Raw genomic sequence first — 21,048 nt, 5'->3', positions numbered from 1 at the left:
TGGTGTTTCCCTAGCGGCGCGGCAGGTCCCGGCCGTCGGCCACGCCCGACGCCAGGCGGGAGCGGTAGGCGCTGACCGCGGCGCGGTTGCCGCACCGGCCCTCGCAGTATCTCCTGGACCGGTTCTTGGACAGGTCCACCATCACGTTGTGGCACGTGGGACGGGCACACGAACGGAGCCGCCGGAACTCGCCCCGGCGGAGCAGGTCGGCGACGGCGATCGAGGTGCTGATCGCGAAGCGGGTCGCGAGCGGCGCGTCCACCGGGACGACCTCCAGGCGGTAGCCCCACGGGCCCCGGTTCACCAGTCGGGGCCGGGCGTCGAATTCGTCGAGCAGGTCGTTGACCGCGCACGCCGCGCCGTCCTCGGTCGTCTGCCAGAGTGCCCGCACCCGTGGACGGAGGCCACGCAGTGTCCGCAGGTCGTTCGCGCCGCAGACCGGCCCCTCCCCGGTGTTCAGGAGAGGGGCCATCCGGTCGAGCGCGGCGTCGTCGGGCCGGGCGTCGTCCGCCGTGGTCGTGTTCGCCAGCGCCGCGGCGGCGACCAGAGCCACGGCCGTCTCGTCCGGGAGGACGGATCCGATCCGCTCCGGGCGCCGACGTGACCCGACCGGTGAGGCCGACCCGACACCCGGAGACGCCACGACGCCGGCGAGCCCGGGGGTCACCGCGCGGTGGAGACCGGGGCCACCGGCCAGTCGATGTCCGAGGCCGACGCGCTGCTGGTGGTGCCCAGCACGGAGACGAGGACGGCAACGGCGATTACCAGGCACCTGCGCATTGTCAACTCCAGATCAGAGGGATGGGGATGTGGACAGAACCGGCGGCTGTGCCGCTCGGGTTGTCCGCCCCGCTACGCGATAACCTATCGACATCGGCCGGCTCTTGGCAAGGTGTTGCCTAACTTTGGCACGAGTCAATTCACCGTTGGCAACTCAGCCGCGAACGCGAGGAATCCTCGTTCGGACGTGACGTTGACACGTCACCCACGGGAGCCCGCTCGGGCCGCCGCGGCGCGCCTCCGTCGGCGCCGCACCAGGGGCCGACGACTCCGGGGCGACCCGCTCCGACGTGCCGATTAAGCAGGGCAATTGGCCAGGTAACCGCAGAATTCGCCTGCTCGTCCGCCACAGATCCCAGGACGAATGTGAAGCAGCGCGCAGATCCGACAAGGACGACAGAACGCGGGGAGCCCCGCCTTGATGCGGTTCGTCGGCCCGTTGCCAGGCGGCGGCAGCCGCAGGGCGGCGCTCCGCGAATTCGGCGCCGGTCACGGGCACCAGGAAGCGCCTTTTTGCCTACTTCATGCCAACAGTTTGCCTCGAATTTCTGCGGACCCCATCCGTACACGGAGCCGGGCCCCCGCCGCACGGCGACGACCCGGCTCCGGACGATTGTTGATCCGACTCGGTCAGCCCAGCACGCGCGTCAGCCAGCCGACGCGCGCCTGGTGGGCACTTCGGGACACGGTGGCGGTGGGCACCCACTCGTCGAAGCTGTGGAACGCGCCGGACCAGACGTGCAACTCCGCCTGCCCACCGGCCTGCCAGATCCGGCTCGCGTACGCGATGCCCTCGTCCCGCAGCGCCTCGACCGAGCCCACCTCGAGGTAGGCCGGCGGCAGGCCGGACAGGTCGGTGGCCCGCGCCGGGGCGGCGTAGCAGGACACCGAGGCCGTCCCTCGGCGCGCACCGAGCAGCGCGGTCCATCCCGCCCGGTTGGACAGCCCGTCCCACAGGCCGACCCGGCTCAGCTGCCGGCAGGAGTCCGAGATGCACCGGTCGTCCAGCATCGGGAACTGCAACAGCTGTCCCCGTGGTCGCGGGCCACCGCGGTCCCGGGAGAGCAGCGCCAGGCCGGCCGCCAGCGCGCCACCGGCGCTGTTGCCGCTCAGTACGATGCGGTCCGGGTCGAGACCGAGCGGGCCGGCGTGGTCGGCGAGCCACCGCAGCCCCGCGTAGCAGTCCTCCACCGGGGCCGGATCCGGGTGCTCGGGAGCCAGCCGGTAGTCGACCGAGACCACGGCCAGGCCCAGCGCCTGCGCCCGGTCGAGCTCCCCGGCCAGCTCGGTGCTGCGGTGGCTGCCGGCCACCATCCCGCCGCCGTGCGTGTGGTAGACCACGGCAACCGGCGCCGAGGCGTTCGTCGGACGACAGATCAGCAGGGGGACGTCGGGAGCGCCGGCCGGGCCGGGAACGGTCCGCTCCTCGATCTCGAACGCCCCGTCGCGGCGGATCTGCGCGTCGGTCAACCGGCCGGCGCGGGAGCGGCGCCGCCGGTCGGCGACGAGGTCCGCGGTGAGCGGCATCGGCAGCTCCGACAGGATCTCCGCCAGCGGGCCGGCCAGTTCGGGGTCGAACGGCGGTGGGGCGGCGGCCACCGGGCGGGCCGCGGCCCCGGTCATCACGCCTCCTCCAGCACGGCCAGGGCGTCCACCTCGAGCAGCAGGTCGGGGCGGTAGAGCGCGACCACCTGGACCACGGTGCTGGCCGGCGGCCGGGCGGTGTCGATGAACTCGTCCCGGACCGCCAGCACGGTCGGCAGGAACGCGACGTCGGTGACGAACCAGGTGAGCTTGACGACGTCGTCGAAGCCGCCGCCGGCCGCGGCCAGGCACCGGCCCATGTTGGTGAAGACCTGCCGCGCCTGCGCCTCGGGGTCGCCGGCCCCGACAAGCTCCCCCTCGGCGTCGAACGCCATCTGCCCGGCGATCGCGGCGAGCCGGCCCCGCCCGACGACGACGTGGGTGTAGCCGGAACTCGGCTGCACGCCGGCCGGCTCGCTCAGGTGTGTGATCCGTGGTGCTGGCACAGGTGTCCTCCCGAGGACGCGGTGGTGAGTGGGTGTGACGGCGGCCGGTCAGCGCGCCCGCAGCCGGACCGGCAGGCTCTGCGGGCCGTTCACCGCGATCGAGGCGACCCGGCGGCCCGGACCGTCCAGCTCGATCGCGTACGGCCCGTCCAGCAGCTCGGAGAAGAGCACCCGCATCTGTGCCCGGGCCAGCGTGGCGCCGATGCAGAAGTGCTCACCGACGGCGAGGGCGATGTGCCGGTTCGGGGTCCGCGAGATGTCGAACCGGTACGGGTCGGCGAACACGTCCTCGTCCCGGTTGGCCGAGGGGAGCCAGAGCACGACCTTGTCACCGGCGGCGATGGACCGACCGTGCAGCTCGTACGGGCGGGTGGCGGTCCGCACGCTGTGGGTGGCGCTCGACGTCCACCGCATGATCTCCTCGATCGCGCCGGGCAGCAGGCTCCGGTCCCGCGCCAGGCGACGCCACTGCCCCGGATGTTCGAGGAGCGCCTGCACGCCGCCGATGAGGGCGAGCCGGCCGTTCTCGGTGGCCCCGATGAGGTTCTCGCAGTTGAGCACGACCTCGATCTCGGTGAGCAGCTCACCGCCCACGGTGCCGTGCAGCAGGGCGCTGACCAGGTCCCCGGTCGGTTCCTCCATCCGCCGGTACAGCAGGTCCAGGAAGTACTCGACGATGTCGGGGTGGGAGACGAGCGAGCTGTGGGCCGCGAACGCCTCGTCGGTCCACCGGTACAGCCGGTCGTGATCGGCCTCGGGCACCCCGAGGATGTGCGCGATCACCGCCAGAGACAGCCGGCCCGCGATGTCGGTGGCGAAGTCGCAGGTCTCCCGTGCCGCCGCGTCGTCGAGGACCCGGCGGACCGCGGCCTCCACGTAGCCCTCCAGCGCGCGGACCGCGCGGGTGTTGAACCAGCCGGCCATCAGCGACCGCAACTGCCTGTGGCGGGGAGCGTCGGTGAGCGCGAGCGTCAGACCGCCGCCGGGGTCGGGGCCGACCACGGCGGGCCGCAGGAGCACCCCCTGCGCCGAGCTGAACGTGGTGCTGTCCTGGTAGACCGCGCGGATGTCGGCGTACCTGGTCAGGGACCAGAACGCCGGCAGCTCGCCCGCGTGCTGCCGGTGCACCGGGGCGTGGGCGCGCATCCACTCCCAGAGGGGGTGCGGGTCGCCGTCGGCGTACAGGTCCGGGTCGGTGAGTCGGGACAGCGACGGCGCGTGCGGCCCGGCCGGATCGGAGGTGGTGGCCGGTACGGCGCTGATGGTCATGCCCGGGCTCCCGTCGCCTGGCTGTACACGTGCTCGGTGAAGTACTTGGCGAGGTCGTGCGCGGTCTTCGCGGTGACCGCGGTGGGGTGGTAGGCGATCTCCAGCCGCAGGCCGTCGCCGTCGGGCCACAGCTCGGCGTGCAGCTCCAGGGGCAGATCGAGATACGGCTGCCGGGCGAAGGTGACGCGGGCGCCCGGCAACCGCAGCTCGGGCACGGCGTTGTCCTGGCAGGCGAACAGGGTCTGGTAGGCCGGTGGCCGTCCGGCCGGGCCGAGCAGGTGGGTTCCGGACAGGCTCTGGGCCGCGAGCCCCTGCCGGACGGCGGCGCCCACCGACCGCACGGCCGCGCCGTCGCCCTCGCACGCGGCGTCACGCAGTCGCAGGCAGAGCATGCTGATGTGGCAACCGATCGCGCGTCGCAGCGCGGGGTCGTCGCGGCGGGCCACCGGCACCCCGAAGGCGAGGTCCCGCTGACCGGTGACGTCGGCGACGCTCGCCGCCCACAGGGCGAGCAGCACGACGAACCGGGTGACGCCGGCCGTGGTGGCGGTGGCGTCGACGGCCGCGAGCGCGTCCGCGTCCAGCCTGGCCTCCACCCGTTCGGGCGGCCGGCGGCCTCCGGCCGGCACGATCGCGCCGGTCGGCGCCGCCCCGGAGTCGGGGCCGACGCCCGGGTCGTCGCCGTCGAGGGACGGCCACCGCAGCGGCGGCACGCCGGCCAGGTCGACGCGGGTCTCGGCGAGGCGGCGTTCGGGCTCGGCCAGGCGGTCGCGGTCGCGGGCGGCGCGGGCCAGGTCGGCCAGGGCCGGGCCGGCGCCGAGCGCGGCCGCGACCCGGTCGGGACCGGCGCCGGCCAGGGCCGCCCGGTACGCCGTGCCGAGGTCCTCGGCGAGCACCGCCTCGGACCAGCCGTCGAAGGCGACGTGGTGCACCGCGCATCCGAACACGGCCGTGGCCGGCGCGGGCGCCGGCAGGTCGACGGGGACCAGGACGGTGTGCCAGATCCGGGCGTCCTGCGGCGCCAGCGGCGCGGCGAGCGCCGCGCGGGCGGCGGCCCGGGCCGCGTCGACGCGGTCGTGCGCCGGCAGCACGGTCAGCGCGGGCGCGGGCACGTCGTCGGGGTACGCCGCCGGCTCCGGGTCGAGCAGGTACGCCGCGCGCAGCGACTCGTGCCGCAGGTGCACCGCCTCGATCGCCCGGGCCAGGGCCGCACGGTCGAGGTCGCCCTCGACGACCCAGCTGAGCAGGCAGTGCCCGGTGCGGTCGGCGGGGTTCAGCAGCTCCCGGGTGAGCTGCATGACCTGGACGGTGGTCAGCGGGGCCGCGTCGTCGTCGGTGGCGGGCGCGCCGGCCTCCGGGGCGGCGATCGCGTCGGACAGGCGGCGCGCGAGGCCCGTCACGGTCGGGTACTCGTAGAGCCAGGACACCGGTACGGGGGTGCCGGTGCGGGCGGTGAGACGGGCACACACCCGGCCGGCGTCGAGCGAGGTCAGGCCCAGTTCGGGGAAGGGGGTGCCCAGCCGGACCGGGCCGGCGCCGAGGACGGCGGCGACGCACTCCGCGACGTCGCGCAGCACCGGGTCGTCGAGGGTGGCCGGGTCGGCGCCGACGACCGGATCCGGGTGGGCGACCGGCGGCGCCAGCGCCAGCAGCGCCCGCTCGTCGAGCTTGCCCTGGGCGGTGAGCGGGAACGCGGCGACACCGACCACCGCGGCCGGGCGGTGGTGGGCGACGAGCGTGTCGCGGAGCCGGGGCAGGGCGTCGGTCAGCGGAGCGTCGGCGCGGTCGGGGACGCAGAACGCGATCAGCTCCCGGTCGCCGCGCCCGTCGCTGCGGGCGACCACCCGGCACTGCCGCACGTGCGGAAGCAGCTCCTCGATCTGGCGCTCGACCTCGGCCGGCTCCACCCGGTTGCCCCGGATCTTGAGCTGCCGGTCGGTCCGGCCGGTCAGGTGCAGCAGGCCGTCGGCGGCCCAGTTGCCGAGGTCCCCGGTGCGGTAGACCCGGACGTCACGACCGTCGAGGCGGACCAGGGTGAACTTGGCGGCGGTGAGGGCGGGGTCGCCGAGGTACCCGATCGCCAGCCCGTCGCCGGCCAGGCAGATCTCCCCGGTCTCGCCGACCGCGCACGGGCGCTGCCCGTCCAGCACGTACACCTGCGTGCCGGGCACCGGCCGCCCGAGCGGGATGCCGCCGGGTCGGTCGCAGTCGTCCGGGTGGATCCGGTGGGTGGTGGCGAAGATGGTGCACTCGACCGGGCCGTAGCCGTTGAGCAGGACGACGTCGGGGTGGCGCGCCAGGAAGCGGCGGACGTGCGGCACGGACAGCCGCTCCCCGCCGATCATCACCTGGCGCAACCCCCGGAACGCGTCCGGGTCCTCGTCCACCAGCAGGTTGAACAGGCTCGCGGTGCACCACACGGTGTTCGCGCCGTGCCGGGCCGATCCCTGACGCAGGGCCGAGGCGGAGAGATAGGGATCGGCGACGATCAGCGAGGTGCCGCCGTTGAGCAGGGCGGACCACAGTTCGAGGGAGAAGGCGTCCCAGGCGGTGGCGGCGGCGAGGGGGGTCACCGTCGTGTGGTCGAAGCGGGCGAAGCCGCCGGGTTGCAGCAGGCGGGCGGTGGCCCCGTGCGGGCTGACCACCCCCTTGGGCCGGCCCGTGGTGCCCGAGGTGAAGAAGACGCAGCAGGCCGCGGTGGGGTCGACGGCCACCGGCCGGAAACCGGGGGGCGCGGCGACCGGTGCGGCCGCGACCGGCCACGCCGGCGCCGTGAGGTCACCGGCCGGCTCGTCGCCCGTGACCACGAGCGGCGGCCGCAGGTCCGCGAGCACGGCGTCGCGCCGGGGCGCGGGCCACTCCGGCGGCAGCAGGCAGTAGGCGGCGCCGGCCTTCAGCACCGCCAGCAGCGCGACGACCAGGTCGAGGCCGCGGGGCAGCAGGATCGGCACCCGGTCGCCGGGGCGTACCCCGGCGGCGACCAGCCCGGCGGCCCAGGCGTCCGCGGTGGCGTCGAGCCGTGCGTACGTGAGGGCGCGGGCGCCCTCGACGACGGCGACGCCGGCGGGCCGCGACCGTGCCTGCCGGGCCACGGTCTGGTGCAGCCCTTCGGCCGGCGCGGTGTTGGGCGCGCCGACCGTCCATCGTGGGTCTGGTTGCACGCTGCCTCTCCCCTCGTCGGTGCCCTCTGGTGGTGACCGGACGATGCGCGTCACCATGTTCGACAAGAACGTTGCCATGACCTTGCCTCGTCTGGCAACCTACTGGCAAGTCCGGGCATCGAGGCCGCATCTTCCACGCCGGACGGTGCGCCTGGTGACTGATCAAAGGTGGGTGCATGGCGCGCGACCGTTCCCTCGACATCGCCGTAACCGGCATGGCCGGGAGGTTCCCCGGCTCACCCGAGCTGACCCGGTGGTGGTCCGCTCTCACCGCCGGACAGGTCCTCACCCGCCGCTATCAGCGGCACGAGCTGGCCGCCGAGGGCGTGCCCCAGGACCTGCTCGACGACCCGGACTACGTGCCGGTGCACGGTCACCTCGCCGACGCCGACCGGTTCGACAACACGCTGTTCCGGATGAGCCCCCGCGAGGCCGAGATGCTCGACCCGCAGCACCGGCTGATGCTGGAGTGCGCCTGGTCGGCCCTGGAGGACGCCGGACTCAACCCGCTCGACACCGGCCTGACCACCGGCGTGTACGCCAGTGCCAGCAGCAGCGACTACCTCCGGCGGATGGTGGCCGGCGGTCGGCTCACGCCGCTGACCCTGGAGGACGCGCTGCACGGCACCCAGCCCGACTTCCTGGCCAGCCTCCTGTCGTACCGGTTGAACCTGAACGGCCCGGCGCTGGCGGTGCAGACCGCCTGCTCGTCGTCGCTGGTGGCGGTGCACCTCGCCGTGCAGGCACTGCTCAACGGCGACTGCGACCAGGCGCTCGTGGTCGCGGCCGGGATGGCCTTCCCGCAGGCCGGTCACCTGCACGTGCCCGGTGGCATCCACTCCCCCACCGGGCACTGCCGCCCCTTCGACGCCCGCGCCGACGGCATCGTCGCCGGGTCCGGCGTCGCCTGCGTGGTGCTGCGGCGCCTCGCCGACGCGCTCGACGACGGCCCGGCGCCGCACGGCGTCATCCTGGGCACCGCCGTCAACAACGACGGGTCGGCGAAGGTCGGCTACTACGCCCCCTCGGTCGACGGCCAGCAGGCGGTGATCCGCGCCGCCCTGCGGACCGCCGACGTCGGCGGCGAGACCATCGGATACCTGGAGAGCCACGGCACCGGCACCCGCATCGGCGACCCGATCGAGTGGGCCGCGGCGTCCGCGGCGCTGCGTGCCAGCGGCGCGCGCCCGGCACAGGTGGCGGTGGGCGCGCTGAAGGCGAACACCGGGCACCTCGACAACGCCGCGGGCGTGGCCGGTCTGATCAAGGCGATCCTCGTGGTCCGGGACGGGGTGATCCCGCCGGTCGCCGGCCACGACGCGCTCAACCCGCTGCTGGACCACGAGGAGTCGCCGCTGTACGTGCCGGACCAGGCCCGCCCGTGGCCCGACGACGGGCCTCGGCGTGCCGGGGTCAGCTCGTTCGGCGTCGGCGGCACCAACGCCCACGTGGTGGTGGAACAGCCGCCGGTCGCGAGCCCGGCGTCCCAGGCCGGCCCGGGCCACCGCCTGGTGGTGCTGTCCGCGGCCGACGAGGCCGCGCTCGACCGGGCCGCCACCCGCCTCGCCGACCATTTGGACGCCCACCGCATCGAGCCGGGGGACGTGGCGCGCACCCTGGCCACCGGCCGGGCCCACCTGACCGAGCGCCTCGCCGTCGTCGCCGCCGACACCGACCAGCTCGCCCGGCGGCTGACGTCCGGCGGCGCCCTGCGCGCGGGCGTGCCCGCGTCCGGCCCGGCCCCGCTCGTGCTCGCCTTCCCCGGGCAGGGCGCCCAGCACCCCGGGATGGCCCGGCCACTGGCCACCGGCCTGCCCGGCTTCGCCCCGGCGCTGGCGACCGTGCTCGACGCGTACGACCCGGCCACCGCCGACCTGGTCGGCCGCGCCCTGCACGACCCCCGGTTCCCCGCCGACGAACTGGCCGAGACCGCGCTGGCCCAGCCCGCCCTGTTCGCGGTGGAGTACGCCGCCGCCGTGGCCCTGCGCGCGCTCGGCCTGCGCCCCGCGGCCGTGATCGGACACAGTCTCGGCGAGATCACCGCCGCGTGCGTGGCCGGTGTGCTCGACCTGGCCGACGCGGCCCGGCTGGTGACCGTCCGGGGGCAGGCCATGCAGCAGTGCCCGCCCGGCGCCATGCTGGCCCTGACGTGCGGCCGTGCCGAGGCCGACGACCTGATTCGCGCCTCCGGCCTGGCGCTGGAGGTCGCCGCCGTCAACTCCCCCGACCACACCGTCGTGGCCGGTCCGCCGGACGTGGTGGACGCCTTCGAGGCCGGGCTTCCTCCCGGGCGGGTCCGCGCGCGGCGGCTGCGGAGCCGCCGCGCGTTCCACACCGCGCTCGTCGACGCCGCGGAGGCGCCACTGCGGGAGGCACTGGGCGCGACGCGGCTCCGACCCCCGACGCTGCCGTGGGCCGCGAACAGCGGCGACGTGCTCGTCCCGGGGACACCGGTCGAGGCGACCCGGTTCACCGCGCAGGCACGCCACACCGTCCGGTTCGGACCGGCGCTGGAGAAGCTGGCCGGCCGGTTCCCCGGCGCGGTCGTGGTCGAGGTGGGACCGGGTCACGCCCTGTCCACCCTGGCGGAGAGCGGCGGTCTCACCGCCGTGCCGCTGTGCGGCGGTCGGAGCGACGACGACGAGGCGGTGCTGACCGCCCTCGGCCGGTTGTGGACCATGGGCCAACCGGTGGCGATCGAGGCGACGTGCCCCACCGGGCGTCGCGTCCACCTGCCCGGGTACGCCTTCCACGGGCCGCGCCACCTCGCCGCCGAGGCCGCCCCGGTGGCCGACGGGCCCACCCCGCCGGCCGGTGTCCCGCCGCTCGTGGCCGCCACGGTGACGCCCGGCCCGGACCACCCGGCCGGTCCCACCGGCCACGACGTGCCGGCGTTGGTCGGCCGGCTCTGGCGCGATCTGCTCGGCCGGGACCAGCTGTCCGACGACGCCGACTTCTTCGACCTGGGCGGCGACTCGCTGAGCGTCACCCACCTGGCGCGCCGGCTCCGCACGGACCTCGGCGTCCGGGTACCGATCCGCGACCTCATGACCCGCCCGACGCTCGGCGACCACATGTCGCTGTGCCGGGCCCTGCTCGACGACGACACCCGCGCCCGGGTCCCGGTCGGCTGACCGCCGGTCGCCGCCACACCCCTGTCACCAGCGAAAGAAGGAGCTAGTCCATGACGACGCTGTCGATGGCCCCCCGGTCGGGCACCCCGGCCGACCTGCCGGGTCCGGCGCACCTCGGTCACCCCCTGCCGGACCGTCCGCTGACGCCGGTGCCGGACCTGGTGACCGCGGTCGCCGCACGCGCACCGTTCCGCCCGGCGGTACGCTGCGGCGCCGACGAGATGACCTACGCCGAACTCGTCGCCGGAAGCTCGCGGATCGCCGCCACGCTGACGCGCGCCGGGGTACGCCGCGGGGACCGGGTGGCGGTCCTCGCCGAAGCCTCCACGGCCACGGTCGCCGCCGTCCTCGCCGTGCTGCGCTGCGGCGCCGCCTACGTGCCTCTCGACCCCGGGCAGCCCGACCAGCGGCTGGCCGAGATCCTCGCCGACGCCCAGGTCACCGCGGCTCTGGTCGACGAGGACACCCGGGCCCGGCTGACCGGCACCGGCCTGCCGCTGGTGCCGACCGCGCCGCCCGAGGACGCCACCGACGGCACCGAGACGCCGGTCGACGTCCCGGTGCTGCTCACCGACCCGGCGTACCTGATCTACACCTCGGGCAGCACCGGCGAGCCCAAGGGCGTGGTGGTCGAGCACGGGCAGCTGGCCGCGTCCACCCGGGCCCGGCGACTGGTCTACCCGGGCGAGCCGACGTTCCTGCTGGTGTCGCCGCTCAGTTTCGACTCCTCGGTGGCCGGGCTGTGGGGCACGCTCACCGCGGGCGGTTGCCTGATCGTGGCCACGGGCGCGCAGGTGCGCGACCCGGAGCAGCTGGTGACGCTGATCGACGACCACCGGGCCACCCACCTGTTGTGCATCCCGTCGCTGTACAGCTATCTGCTCGACGCCGCCGCGCGTGCCGGCGCGGACCGCCTCGGATCGCTGCGGACCGCGATCGTGGCCGGTGAGGCCCTGCCGCAGGAGCTGGTCGAGCGGCACTTCGCCGCGACCGCGGGCCGCTGCGAGCTGGTGAACGAGTACGGCCCGACGGAGGCGACCGTGTGGTCCACCTACCACCGGTTCACCGCGCCGGCCCCGGTGACGATCGGCCGACCGATCCCGGGCGCGCGGGCGTACGTGCTGGACGAGCGGCTGCGCCCGGTGCCGGTCGGCGAGCCGGGCGAGCTGTACGTGGCCGGCGCCGGCGTGGCGCGCGGCTACCACGGGCGGCCCGACGCGACCGCCCGGGCGTTCCACGACGATCCGTTCGTGACCACCCCGGGCGAGCGCATGTACCGCACCGGTGACCTGTGCCGGTGGACCCGTGCGGGCACCCTGGAGTTCCTCGGTCGCCGGGACCACCAGGTCAAGGTGCGCGGTCACCGGATCGAGCTTGCGGCCGTCGAGGCGAAGCTGTGCGCGCTGCCCGGCGTGCGGGAGGCCGTGGTCGTGCCCACCGCCGGTGACACCGAGCTGGTCGGCTTCGTCCTCGCCCCCTGCGGGCCCGCTCCGGACGCGCTGCGACGGCAGTTGGCCGACCGGGTGCCCGCGGTCATGGTGCCGAGCCGCATCGTGGTCCTGGACCGCTTCCCGCGCACCCCGAACGGCAAGACCGATCGGGACGCCCTGCGGGGCCGGGCCGACGCCGGTCCGCCGACCGACGACGCGGTGGTGTCGGCCGGGCCGGGCACGACGGACCCGGCCGGTCTGGCGGCCCAGGTCAGCGCGGCGTGGACGGAGGTTCTGCAACGTGACGACGTCCCCGACGACGTGAACTTCTTCGACCTGGGCGGTCATTCGCTGGCGATGTTCCGGCTCCGGGAGACGCTGGAGCGGCGCACCGGGCGTCGGCTGTCGGTGGTCGCCCTGTTCCAGCACACCACGGTGGCGGCGCAGGTGGCGCTGCTGCGCGACGGCGGTGACCCGGACGCCGCCGACGCGGACGACGGGGACGGCCGCGTCGCCCGCGCCCAGCGGGCGCGGGCCCTGCGTGCCCGTCGTGCCGGGCTCACCCCCCAGGAGGCGCTGTGACGACGACCCCCGACACCGCCCGCTGGCTGCGGTGCCCGCTGACGCTCGACGATCCCGAGGCACGCCTGGTGTGTTTCCCGCACGCCGGCGGTTCCGCCGCCATGTTCCATCCCTGGGGCGGGCGTCTGCCCGGCGTCGAGGTGCACGCGGTCTGCTATCCGGGGCGCGCGCACCGGATCGCCGAACCGCCCCCCGCCGACCTGCGCCGGCTCGCGGCGCAGATCACCGACGCCCTGATGCCGCTGGCGGACCGCCCGCTGATCCTGTTCGGCCACAGCATGGGCGCGGCCGTCGCCCTGGAGACCGCGGTCGCGTTGCAGGAGCGCGGGGTCGAACCGCTGCACCTGTTCGCGTCGGGATCGCGCGACGCGCCCTACCCGGAGCCGGAGGAGCTGTCGGACCCGGACGACCTGAACGACGCGGCGGTGGTGGAGCGCCTGCTGACGCTCGGTGGCACCGACCCGGAGCTGGCCGCCGACCCCGAGTTCCAGGAACTGGTCCTGCCGTACGTCCGCGCCGACGGCCGGATGTTCCACGCGTACAGGCCGGGCCCGGGACCGGTGCTGCGGTGCCCGGTGACGACGATCGTGGGCGACGTCGACGACGACGCCGACCGCCGCCCGTGGTCGACACTGACCAGCGGGCCAGTGCGGGAGCACGGCGTCCGCGGCGACCACTTCTACCTGGTGGACGAGCCGCCGCTGGGGCTGCTCGGCGACTGCCTGCCGGTGCCGGCGCGGAGCGGGCCGTGACGTCCGTGACCGCCGCGCCGACGCCGCTGGCCGCCGGCCCCGGCGGCGACTCCGGCGGAGCCCTGCCCGGCCCCGCCGGCGAACCGTCGCGACGGCCGGCCCCGGCCCGCGCGGCGGACGTCCTGGAACTGGTCGAACGGCACGACGTGGAGATCGTCCGCTTCCTGTGGGTGGACCACAACGGAATCGTCCGCGGCAAGGGCGTGTCCCGGGAGTCGCTGCCCGGGCGGCTGCGGTCCGGGGTGCCGCTGTCCGTCGGCCGGCAGGCGGCCAGCCTGCTGGACCAGGCCCAACCGGTGCCCGGCTTCGCGGTCATGGACGAGGTGCGCATCGCCGGCGACCCGGGCACCCTGGCGCTGCTACCGCACGCGCCGGGCTCGGCGGCGCTTCTCGGTGACCTGCTCACCAGGGACGGAACGCCGTGGGGCGCGTGTCCGCGGGCGTTCCTCCGCGACGCCGTGGCGGACGCCGGCCGGGAGGGATACGCCGTCGTGGCCGCGTTCGAGCCGGAGTTCACGCTCCTGCGCGACGGGGCGCCGCTGGACGACGGGCTCACCCTGGACAACGAGGCGTTCGACGTCACCAACGACTACGTGATCGCGCTGGTCCGGGCGCTGCGCTCGGCCGGGGTGGCGGTGGAGCAGTACCACCCGGAGACCTCACCGGGCCAGCACGAGGTCACGGTCCGGCCCGCGCCGGCGCTACGGGCCGCCGACAACCACGTGTGGCAGCGGATGATCACCCGCGGGCTGGCCCGGCGGCGGGGTCTGCACGCCACCTTCGCCCCGGTGCCGCTGGCCGGCCTGCGCGGCAACGGCAACCACCTGCACGTGTCGCTCTGGCGTGACGGCAACGCGTTCGCCGCGCCCGGTGGCGGGCTGTCGGACGTCGCGCACCACTTCATCGCCGGGGTGCTGGCGCACCTACCCGGGCTCAGCGCCCTGCTGTGCGCCGGCGTGAACAGCTACACCCGGCTGATGCGGGGCAAGTGGGCCGGCGCCTACGGGTGTTACGGCTTCGACAACCGCGAGGCCGCGGTGCGGGTCCCGTCGGTGCTGGGCGGTGACGAGTCGGGCACCACCAACGTCGAGATCAAGCCGTGCGACGGCACCGCCAACCCGTACCTGGCGCTGGGCGCCGTCATCCACGCCGGTCTGGACGGCGTGCGACGGCGGCTCGATCCGGGCCCACCGCTGACCGTCGACCCGAACACTTTGTCCGACGCGGAGTTGCGCCGCCGGGGGGTCACCACCCTGCCCGGCAGCCTGGCCGAGGCGGTCGACGCGCTGGAACGTGACGATCTGCTGATGTCCGTGCTGGGCTCGCCCCGCCGGGAGCTCTACACCGCGATCAAGCGGGCCGACGTCCGGGACCTGGCGGCGCTGCCCGAGTCGGAGGCCTACGCCGTCTACCACACTCGCTTCTGACTCCGGAGGGGGTTGCCGACGCGGCAAGGCGTCGGCAACCCCCTCGCCGGCTCCCACCGTCCGGCGGGACCGAGGGAGTCGGCAACCCGCTGGCAACGACTGTGCCGACACCCTTACCCGGTGCCCGGTCAGGGTGGCTATACTCCTTTACAGCCATAAACCGGCGATGGCAATGCCGAGCCGACCATCACCGGCGGCCACACCTCTCGGAGTTCCGTGTCGGTTGTCGGTGATCTTGGCCTTGGGAGTGGGAATGCTGCAGCAGTCCGAGTTCGGATCCCGGCTTCGCGCGCTGCGCGAGAAGCGTGGCCTGTCCCAGGCGGCGCTGGCCGAGGGCGCCATCTCCACCGGCTATCTCTCCCGGCTCGAGTCCGGCGCCCGACGGCCGACCCCCCGGGTGGTGGCCTATCTCGCGCAGCGCCTCGGCGTGCCGGTCTCGGTCCTGGAAGATCCGAGCGCCGACCCGGTAGACGCCGTCGAGGCGTCCCCGTTCACCCAGGTCCTGGCCACGGTGATCTCCGCCAGCGGCCACGACCGCGCCGCCGAACCGCTGGCCGAGGCGCTGCGGGCGGACGGCCAACGCGACCCGGCCCAGCGGTGGCAGGCGCTCTGGCTGCTCGCCGAGATCCGCGGCGACGAGGGCGAGCGCGACGAACAGCGCCACCTGCTCGAGGAACTGGTCGAGCTGAGCGGGCAGCTCGGCGTCGCGTCGCTCCTGGCCCGCGCGCAGACCCAGCTGTCCCGCTGCCTGCGGACCCTCGGTGACACCGCCGGCGCCCGGGAGTACGCGCAACGGGCGTACGACGTCGCCGGCGAGTTGTCCCTGACCGACCGGGCGGCGACGCTGCAGGCCCTGGTCTCGGCGCTGGCCGAGGCGGGCCGGCTCGACGAGGCCCGGACCCACGCCGACGAGTTGTGCCGCCTCACCGAGCCGGCCGGCGGGACGCTGCACGTGGAGGCGCTGTGGGCGGCGGCGACGGTCCGCACCCGCCAGGGTGACCACGCCGGCGCCATCGTCCGGTTGGAGGAGGCGCTCTCCGGCGCGAACAGCCGGCAGGACCTGCACCTGTGGATCCGCCTGCACCTGGCCGCCGCCTCGCTCTACCTGCAGACCACCCCGGCGCAGCCGGAGCAGGCCCGGGCCGTGCTGGACACGGTGGAGCCGGTGCTGCGACTGATCGGCACCGAGCGCCATCACCAGGAGCACCAGAGCCTGCGGGCGCACCTGGCGTTCGCCGAGGGACGGCTCGACGACGCCCGCGCCATCTGCGACGCGGCAGCCGACCGGCGCTCCCTGCTGTCGTTCCGCGACCGGCTCAAGCTCGCCGCCCTACAGGCGCGGCTGGCCATCCTGGGCGGCGACGCCGACGGCGGCATCCGGGCGCTGCAGGACGTCGCCCGCCAGGCCGAGCAGGCCCACAACGTCGAACTCGCCGCGGAGCTGTGGCGCAGCCTCGCGGAGACCCTCGCCCGGCCGTACGGTGGGGATCCGGCCCTCGCCGGCCGGGCCCCCACCGGCTGAGCCCCGCCCGACGGCGGCTCGCACGACCGGTGCCGCGCCGCGTCAGGCGGCGCAGACTCGCCGGAGCGAGCGACCGAGCGCCTCGATGTCGGCGACGCCGTTGTAGTGGTGCACCGACGTGCGCACGAACCGCTCGATCCCGGCCGCGGCCAGGTAGAGCGGGGTGTGCGCGCCGACACCGACCCACGCGTTGAGCCCGTCCTCGGCCAGGGCGTCACGGATCCGCTCCGGCGGCAGCCGGTCGTGGGTGAACGACGCGATGCCGCCGTGCCGGCTGCCCGGCATCAGCAGCCGGGTTCCCGGCGTCTGTTTGATCGTGGCGGTGAGCGCCGGGTAGACCTCGGCCGCCGGCGCCGGTGCGGTGCGGGCGTACTCGGCAGCGGCGAGCAGACCGAGCACCGCGGCGTTGCCACGCTCGGCGGTCTCGAACCGGGCCGCCGTGTCCACGTCCAGCCGGTGCTCGTGCAGCGAGACCGCCTGCGCGACGTGCAGGTCGTAGAAGACCGGATCGATCCGGTCCCACAGGTCGGGGCGCAGGTAGGCGAACCCGGTGCCGCGCGGGCCGCGGAGGAACTTGCGGCCGGCCGCCGTCAGGGCGTGGCAGCCGATCGCGCCGACGTCGACGGGGATCTGACCGATCGTCTGGCACGCGTCCACCAGGTAGACCGCCGACGAGCCGGCGAGCAACGCGCCGATCCGCTCGACCGGTTGGATCAGGCCGACCGCCGACGGCATGTGGACCACCGAGACCAGCGCCACCCGGTCGTCGAGACGCGCGCGCATCCACTCCAGGTCCACGTCCCCGGCGTCGCCCACCGGGATCACCTCCAGCGTGCAGCCGCGCCGGGCGGCGAGCCGCTGCAGGGCGATGAGGTTGCCCGCGTACTCGTACGGGGTGGTCCAGATCCGGCTGCCCTCGGCGACGTGGAGGTGACACGCGATCCGGCACCAGGCGTCGGTGGCACTGGCGAACAGGGCGATGTGCTCCGGGCGGGCGCCGACGAGGGCGGCGAGCGCGGCGTACACCCGGTCGGTGAGGTCGGCGGCGCGTGCCTGTTCGGCCTCGTACGGCCCGACCGCGGCCTCCGCGTCGAGGTAGCCGGTCATCGCGGCGGTGACGCCGGGGGCCGGCAGGCCCGCTCCGGCGGTGTTGAGGTGGATCGCGCCCGCCGTCATCGCCGCGCCCGGGCCGGCGTCGGCGTGTCCGCCGGCTGTCGCGGTGGGGTGGGCCGCGTCGCGGTGGACGACGCCAGGACGGAGGCCAGCTCCGCCCGCGGCGGGTCGGCCCGGTACGGCGCGGTCCGCGTCTCCGGCGCCGTCCGGCCGAGGGCGACGATCTCGGCGAAGCTGCGCTGCCCCGGATCGCCGGGCACGCCGCCGTCCCGGCGCCACTGCCGGTACTTGGCCGCGTAACTGATCAGGGTCTCCTTGTCCCGGCGGCCGGGCGGGCGGGTCAGGATGCCGGCCCACAGCCCGTCCCACAGCGCGTAGGCCGGATCGCCGAGCAGGATGCGGTGTGCCTTCTTCATGTTCCAGAAGGGCACCCCGGTGTTGAGGTGGTGGACCAGGTGGTAGTTGTCGTTGTGCCGCCCCAGCAGGAACCGTTCGACCGCCCAGCCGTGCCGGTTGCGGGTCATCAGGATCTGCCGGCTCTCGCTCTCCGGCAACGGGAAGTGCTCGGCCAGTTCGGACAGCCAGCCGATGGCGACCGCGGTCGTGAACAGCGGCACGATCCAGAACAGGAAGAATTCGAGCAGATAGCCGCCGGACACGATCGGGGTGAGCAGCGCCGTCCAGACGCCGAGCAGCAGCCAGCGTTCGGCCCGCAGGCTCATCGGCATCGAGACGGCCACCTGGTCCTCGCGGAACAGCAGCCGGTCCTCCACCACGTACCGGACGTACTCGAGCGTGCGCAGGCCGAGCACCGCGAACAGGATGTTGCGCAGGAAGAAGGCCCGGTTGGAGCCGCGCGGATCGTAGATGCCGCACTCCACGTGGAAGCTGTAGTCCGGGTCCTTCTCCCGGTCCCCGAGGTAGCGGTGGTGCAGCCCGATGTGCGAGCTGCGGTAGGGGTTGTGCATGTGGAACACCAGGTGCCCGGTGAAGACGGTGCTGAGCACGAGATTGAGGGTCGGGTTGCGCGCCAGCACCTTGTGCGACGCCTCGTGCAGCAGGTTGACCAGAGCGCGTTGGGTGGAGCCGATGAGCACCAGGGAGACCGGGTAGAACCAGTACGACACGCCCAGGCTCAGGTAGACGGCGAACGCGATGACCGCGTAGTCGAAGAGGACGCCGAGTATCCCGTGGTGGTTGTCCAGCCGGCACAGCCGGCGCAGCTCGCGTCGGATCTCCGGGGACAACTTGCTGAAGTCGAGGTCGGTGGGCGGGCTGAGGTGGTTCGCCGAGGCCATTCGAGACTCCTCGCAGAGGGCACGCGCCGAGTGCGCACGTGGCAAAAAGCCGCCAACGGTGGTCAACCCAACTCGCGCCGGCGGCTTGGCCGAGGGACCCGCAGTCGGCGGGCGGAAAGGGGTGGCGAACTGGGGGGCGGGATGGCGCCCAGCGACGACGGTAGAGTATGGCAACGTGTTTGACAATGCTGTTGCCTGACATTGACAACGCGGCTGTACCATTACTACGATCAAGCAGCCAAGAGGCGCGGGGGGCGCATTTGTCGACACCGCAACCCGTCCGCATTCTGCCGTGATTCCGCGTTTCGGCAGAGGGGAGACGATGCCGATGGCACCGTCTCCCACACCTCAGGGATGAGACATTGGAACAGCCGCAGTTCGGTCAACGCTTGAGGGCCCTCCGACTGGGGCGTGGGCTGTCGCAGGCTGCGCTCGCCGGGAACTACATCTCCACCGGCTACCTTTCCCGACTGGAGTCCGGCGCCCGGCAACCCACCCCACGCGTGGTGGCCTACCTGGCGGAGCGGCTCGGCGTCGAGGAGTCGGCGTTCCTCGCGCAGGCGAGGCCGACGTCTTTGGCGATCGTGCTCGCCTCGGTCACGTCGGGCACCCCGCGCGACAGCGCCGACCGCGTGGCCGAGGCGCTCCGGCTCGACGACGGACGCGCACCGGAGCTGCGCTGGCAGGCCCTGTGGCTGCTGGCCGGGTTGCGCAGCGACGAGGGCGCGCACGAGACGGCGTACGCGCTGCTCACCGAACTGCTCGCGCTCGCCGAGGAACTGGACGTGCCCGAGCTGCTGGTGCGCACCTGCACCCGGATGTCGCGCTGCCTGCGCGTGCTGGGCGACAACGTGCAGGCCCACGAGTACGCCCAGCGGGCCGTCACGCTCTCCACCGAGCTCGCGCTGCCGGACCGGACGGCCGCGCTGCACGTGCTGATCTCCACCGAGGCCGAGGCGGGCCGGCTGGGCGAGGCACGCCGGCACGCCGACCTGCTGTGCGCCCTCACCGAGGGCACGCCGGGGACGGCGTACGTGGAGGCGTTGTGGGCGTCGGCGACGGTCAGCATGCGCCAGGGTGACCACCGCGCCTCGCAGGAGGTGCTGGAACGGGCGTTACGGCTGCTGGACAGCCACGAGGATCTCAAGCTCTGGATGCGCCTGCGGTTCGCCGCCGCCTCCCTCTACCTGCAGAGCACGCCGGCCCAGGCCGCCGCGGCGCGGGCGCGCCTGGACGAGGTCGCCCCCGTGGTGGAGATGATCGGGTCCGAGCTGCACCACCAGGAGCTGCTCTCCCTGCGGGCCCACCTGGCGTTCGAGGAGGGGCGCTTCGCCGAGGCCCGGGAACTGGCCGGCCGGATCGACGACTCGGGCGGGCGTCTGTCGTTCCGGGACCAGTTGCGGATCGAGGTGCTGCGTGGCCGCCTGAGGATCGTCGAGGGCGACACCGAGGCCGGCATCGAGCACCTGCAACGGCTGGCGCAGAGCGCGACCGCCGCGCACAACCTGGAGCTGGCCGCGGAGACCTGGCGCAGCCTGGCCGAGACGCTGTCCGCTCCGGCCCGGCTGCGGGAGATGACGACACGACCGCCGGCGAGCGCCGGCTAGGAGGGACGGAACCGTGCCGCAGCCGTGGGTCAGGCCGATGCGGGTCGAGGACGTGCCGGCCGCCGAGCGCGCCTCGGCGGTGACCTTCCTGGAGGGCGACCGGCTCAGCCGCCGGGTGAGCGAACCGGAGGTCCAGCCCCGGTCCGCCGCGGTGGGCAAGCAGTGGATCGACCGGATGTCGTACCTGGTGGAAACCGATCCGGGTGGCTGTTGGGTGGCCGTGGACGGCGAGGATCTCGTCGGCTTCGCGATCTCCCAGAACCGAGGGCGGGTCTGGTACCTGGCCACCTACGGCGTGCTGCCCGGACACCAGGGACACGGGCTGGGCCGGCGGCTGATGGACGCCGTCCTCGCCCACGCCGACGGCCGGCCGGGCCTGTTCTCCTCCACCGTGCACCCCGGGGCCACCCGCCGCTACCGATTGGCGGGCTTCCTGCTGTATCCGCAGATGCGGATGGTGGGCACGGTGGACCGGTCCACGCTCCCGGCGGTCCCCGGACTGAGCGAGGGGGACGGCAACGACATCGGTTGGATGGATCGGCTGGACGAGAGCCGCCGCGGCGCCGGACACGGTCCCGACCACGAGTACATGCTCCGACGGTTGCGGCTGGTGGTGTCGCGGCGGCCGGGCCGGCTCGGGTACGTCTACCTCGACGAGGACACCGGGCAGCCGAAGCTGCTGGCGGCGCAGGATCCGCGGACGGCGTCCGCGCTGCTGTGGGAGGCGCTGGCCGGATCGCGCGGGCCGACGCTCGTCAACTGCATCACGACCGCCAACCACTGGGCGGTCGACGTCGGGCTCGCCGCCCGGCTCGACCTCGGCCAGGAGGGCTACCTGGCGCTGCGCGGTCTGCCGGAGCCCGCGCCGTACCTGGCCAGCGGCCACTTCCTGTAGAAGGCCCGGCGGGGCGGCGACGCGTCGACACCGCCCCGCACCGGCCGG

At 74.5% G+C, this 21,048-nt stretch carries 15 protein-coding genes; 7 read left to right on the top strand and 8 right to left on the bottom strand.

Annotated elements, in window-relative coordinates; all coding sequences use genetic code 11:
- Positions 1-10: 10 nt before the first annotated feature.
- The 6 genes from O7600_RS01130 to O7600_RS01105 form a co-directional block, all read right to left on the bottom strand.
- Complete coding sequence (locus O7600_RS01130) at positions 11-553, bottom strand: CGNR zinc finger domain-containing protein (protein ID WP_281591850.1); 543 nt, start codon at positions 551-553, stop codon at positions 11-13.
- A gap of 110 nt (positions 554-663) precedes the next feature.
- Complete coding sequence (locus tag O7600_RS01125; protein WP_255292609.1) at positions 664-786, bottom strand: hypothetical protein; 123 nt, start codon at positions 784-786, stop codon at positions 664-666.
- A 624-nt stretch (positions 787-1,410) separates the two neighbouring features.
- Complete coding sequence (locus O7600_RS01120; RefSeq protein WP_281591849.1) at positions 1,411-2,403, bottom strand: alpha/beta hydrolase; 993 nt, start codon at positions 2,401-2,403, stop codon at positions 1,411-1,413.
- Positions 2,403-2,810, bottom strand: a complete 408-nt coding sequence (locus O7600_RS01115; RefSeq protein ID WP_091576548.1) for a RidA family protein — start codon at positions 2,808-2,810, stop codon at positions 2,403-2,405. Before O7600_RS01115 ends, O7600_RS01120 begins: the two co-directional genes overlap by 1 nt.
- Positions 2,811-2,858: 48 nt before the next feature.
- Positions 2,859-4,079 (bottom strand): cytochrome P450, encoded by a 1,221-nt coding sequence (locus O7600_RS01110; RefSeq protein WP_281591848.1) that lies wholly within the window; start codon positions 4,077-4,079, stop codon positions 2,859-2,861.
- Positions 4,076-7,240 carry an amino acid adenylation domain-containing protein gene (locus O7600_RS01105; protein WP_281591847.1) on the bottom strand — a complete coding sequence of 1,055 codons (3,165 nt, stop codon included), beginning with the start codon at positions 7,238-7,240 and terminating at the stop codon, positions 4,076-4,078. Before O7600_RS01105 ends, O7600_RS01110 begins: the two co-directional genes overlap by 4 nt.
- 176 nt (positions 7,241-7,416) lie before the next feature.
- Here O7600_RS01105 and O7600_RS01100 point away from each other — a divergent pair, with 176 nt between their 5' ends.
- From O7600_RS01100 to O7600_RS01080, 5 genes are all read left to right on the top strand, one after another.
- Complete coding sequence (locus O7600_RS01100) at positions 7,417-10,374, top strand: beta-ketoacyl synthase N-terminal-like domain-containing protein (protein ID WP_281591846.1); 2,958 nt, start codon at positions 7,417-7,419, stop codon at positions 10,372-10,374.
- 50 nt (positions 10,375-10,424) lie between these two features.
- Complete coding sequence (locus O7600_RS01095) at positions 10,425-12,386, top strand: non-ribosomal peptide synthetase (RefSeq protein WP_281591845.1); 1,962 nt, start codon at positions 10,425-10,427, stop codon at positions 12,384-12,386.
- Entirely contained in the window at positions 12,383-13,138 is a 756-nt protein-coding gene (locus O7600_RS01090) for an alpha/beta fold hydrolase (RefSeq protein ID WP_281591844.1), read from the top strand. The genes O7600_RS01095 and O7600_RS01090 overlap by 4 nt, the downstream gene beginning before the upstream one ends.
- Complete coding sequence (locus tag O7600_RS01085) at positions 13,135-14,565, top strand: glutamine synthetase family protein (protein ID WP_281591843.1); 1,431 nt, start codon at positions 13,135-13,137, stop codon at positions 14,563-14,565. Before O7600_RS01090 ends, O7600_RS01085 begins: the two co-directional genes overlap by 4 nt.
- A gap of 253 nt (positions 14,566-14,818) precedes the next feature.
- On the top strand, positions 14,819-16,087 hold the full coding sequence (locus O7600_RS01080) for a helix-turn-helix domain-containing protein (RefSeq protein WP_281591842.1): 1,269 nt from the start codon (positions 14,819-14,821) through the stop codon (positions 16,085-16,087).
- A 42-nt stretch (positions 16,088-16,129) separates the two neighbouring features.
- Here O7600_RS01080 and O7600_RS01075 read toward each other — a convergent pair whose 3' ends face one another.
- Together O7600_RS01075 and O7600_RS01070 are read right to left on the bottom strand one after the other, a co-directional pair.
- The gene (locus O7600_RS01075) at positions 16,130-17,263 is read right to left on the bottom strand and encodes an aminotransferase class V-fold PLP-dependent enzyme (RefSeq protein ID WP_281591841.1); all 1,134 of its coding nucleotides are present in this window, start codon (positions 17,261-17,263) and stop codon (positions 16,130-16,132) included.
- Complete coding sequence (locus O7600_RS01070) at positions 17,260-18,498, bottom strand: fatty acid desaturase family protein (RefSeq protein WP_281591840.1); 1,239 nt, start codon at positions 18,496-18,498, stop codon at positions 17,260-17,262. Before O7600_RS01070 ends, O7600_RS01075 begins: the two co-directional genes overlap by 4 nt.
- A 362-nt stretch (positions 18,499-18,860) precedes the next feature.
- On the opposite strand from O7600_RS01070, the gene O7600_RS01065 reads away from it, so the two are divergent.
- Together O7600_RS01065 and O7600_RS01060 are read left to right on the top strand one after the other, a co-directional pair.
- Positions 18,861-20,105, top strand: a complete 1,245-nt coding sequence (locus O7600_RS01065; RefSeq protein ID WP_099161412.1) for a helix-turn-helix domain-containing protein — start codon at positions 18,861-18,863, stop codon at positions 20,103-20,105.
- 13 nt (positions 20,106-20,118) lie between these two features.
- The gene (locus O7600_RS01060; RefSeq protein WP_281591839.1) at positions 20,119-21,000 is read left to right on the top strand and encodes a GNAT family N-acetyltransferase; all 882 of its coding nucleotides are present in this window, start codon (positions 20,119-20,121) and stop codon (positions 20,998-21,000) included.
- The last annotated feature ends 48 nt before the right edge of the window (positions 21,001-21,048 follow it).

This window comes from Micromonospora sp. WMMA1998 (assembly GCF_027497375.1).
Classification (GTDB): Bacteria; Actinomycetota; Actinomycetes; order Mycobacteriales; family Micromonosporaceae; genus Micromonospora; species Micromonospora sediminicola.
This window is presented reverse-complemented; position numbering and strand designations above follow the sequence as displayed.

Bases quoted from the DNA above. Each gene is read 5' to 3' on its own strand.
- O7600_RS01120 (WP_281591849.1), bottom strand. From the start codon at position 2,403: ATGACCGGGGCCGCGGCCCGCCCGGTGGCCGCCGCCCCACCGCCGTTC.
- O7600_RS01100 (WP_281591846.1), top strand. From the start codon at position 7,417: ATGGCGCGCGACCGTTCCCTCGACATCGCCGTAACCGGCATGGCCGGG.
- O7600_RS01075 (WP_281591841.1), bottom strand. From the start codon at position 17,263: ATGACGGCGGGCGCGATCCACCTCAACACCGCCGGAGCGGGCCTGCCG.
- O7600_RS01095 (WP_281591845.1), top strand. From the start codon at position 10,425: ATGACGACGCTGTCGATGGCCCCCCGGTCGGGCACCCCGGCCGACCTG.
- O7600_RS01070 (WP_281591840.1), bottom strand. From the start codon at position 18,498: ATGGCCTCGGCGAACCACCTCAGCCCGCCCACCGACCTCGACTTCAGC.
- O7600_RS01080 (WP_281591842.1), top strand. From the start codon at position 14,819: ATGCTGCAGCAGTCCGAGTTCGGATCCCGGCTTCGCGCGCTGCGCGAG.
- O7600_RS01110 (WP_281591848.1), bottom strand. From the start codon at position 4,079: ATGACCATCAGCGCCGTACCGGCCACCACCTCCGATCCGGCCGGGCCG.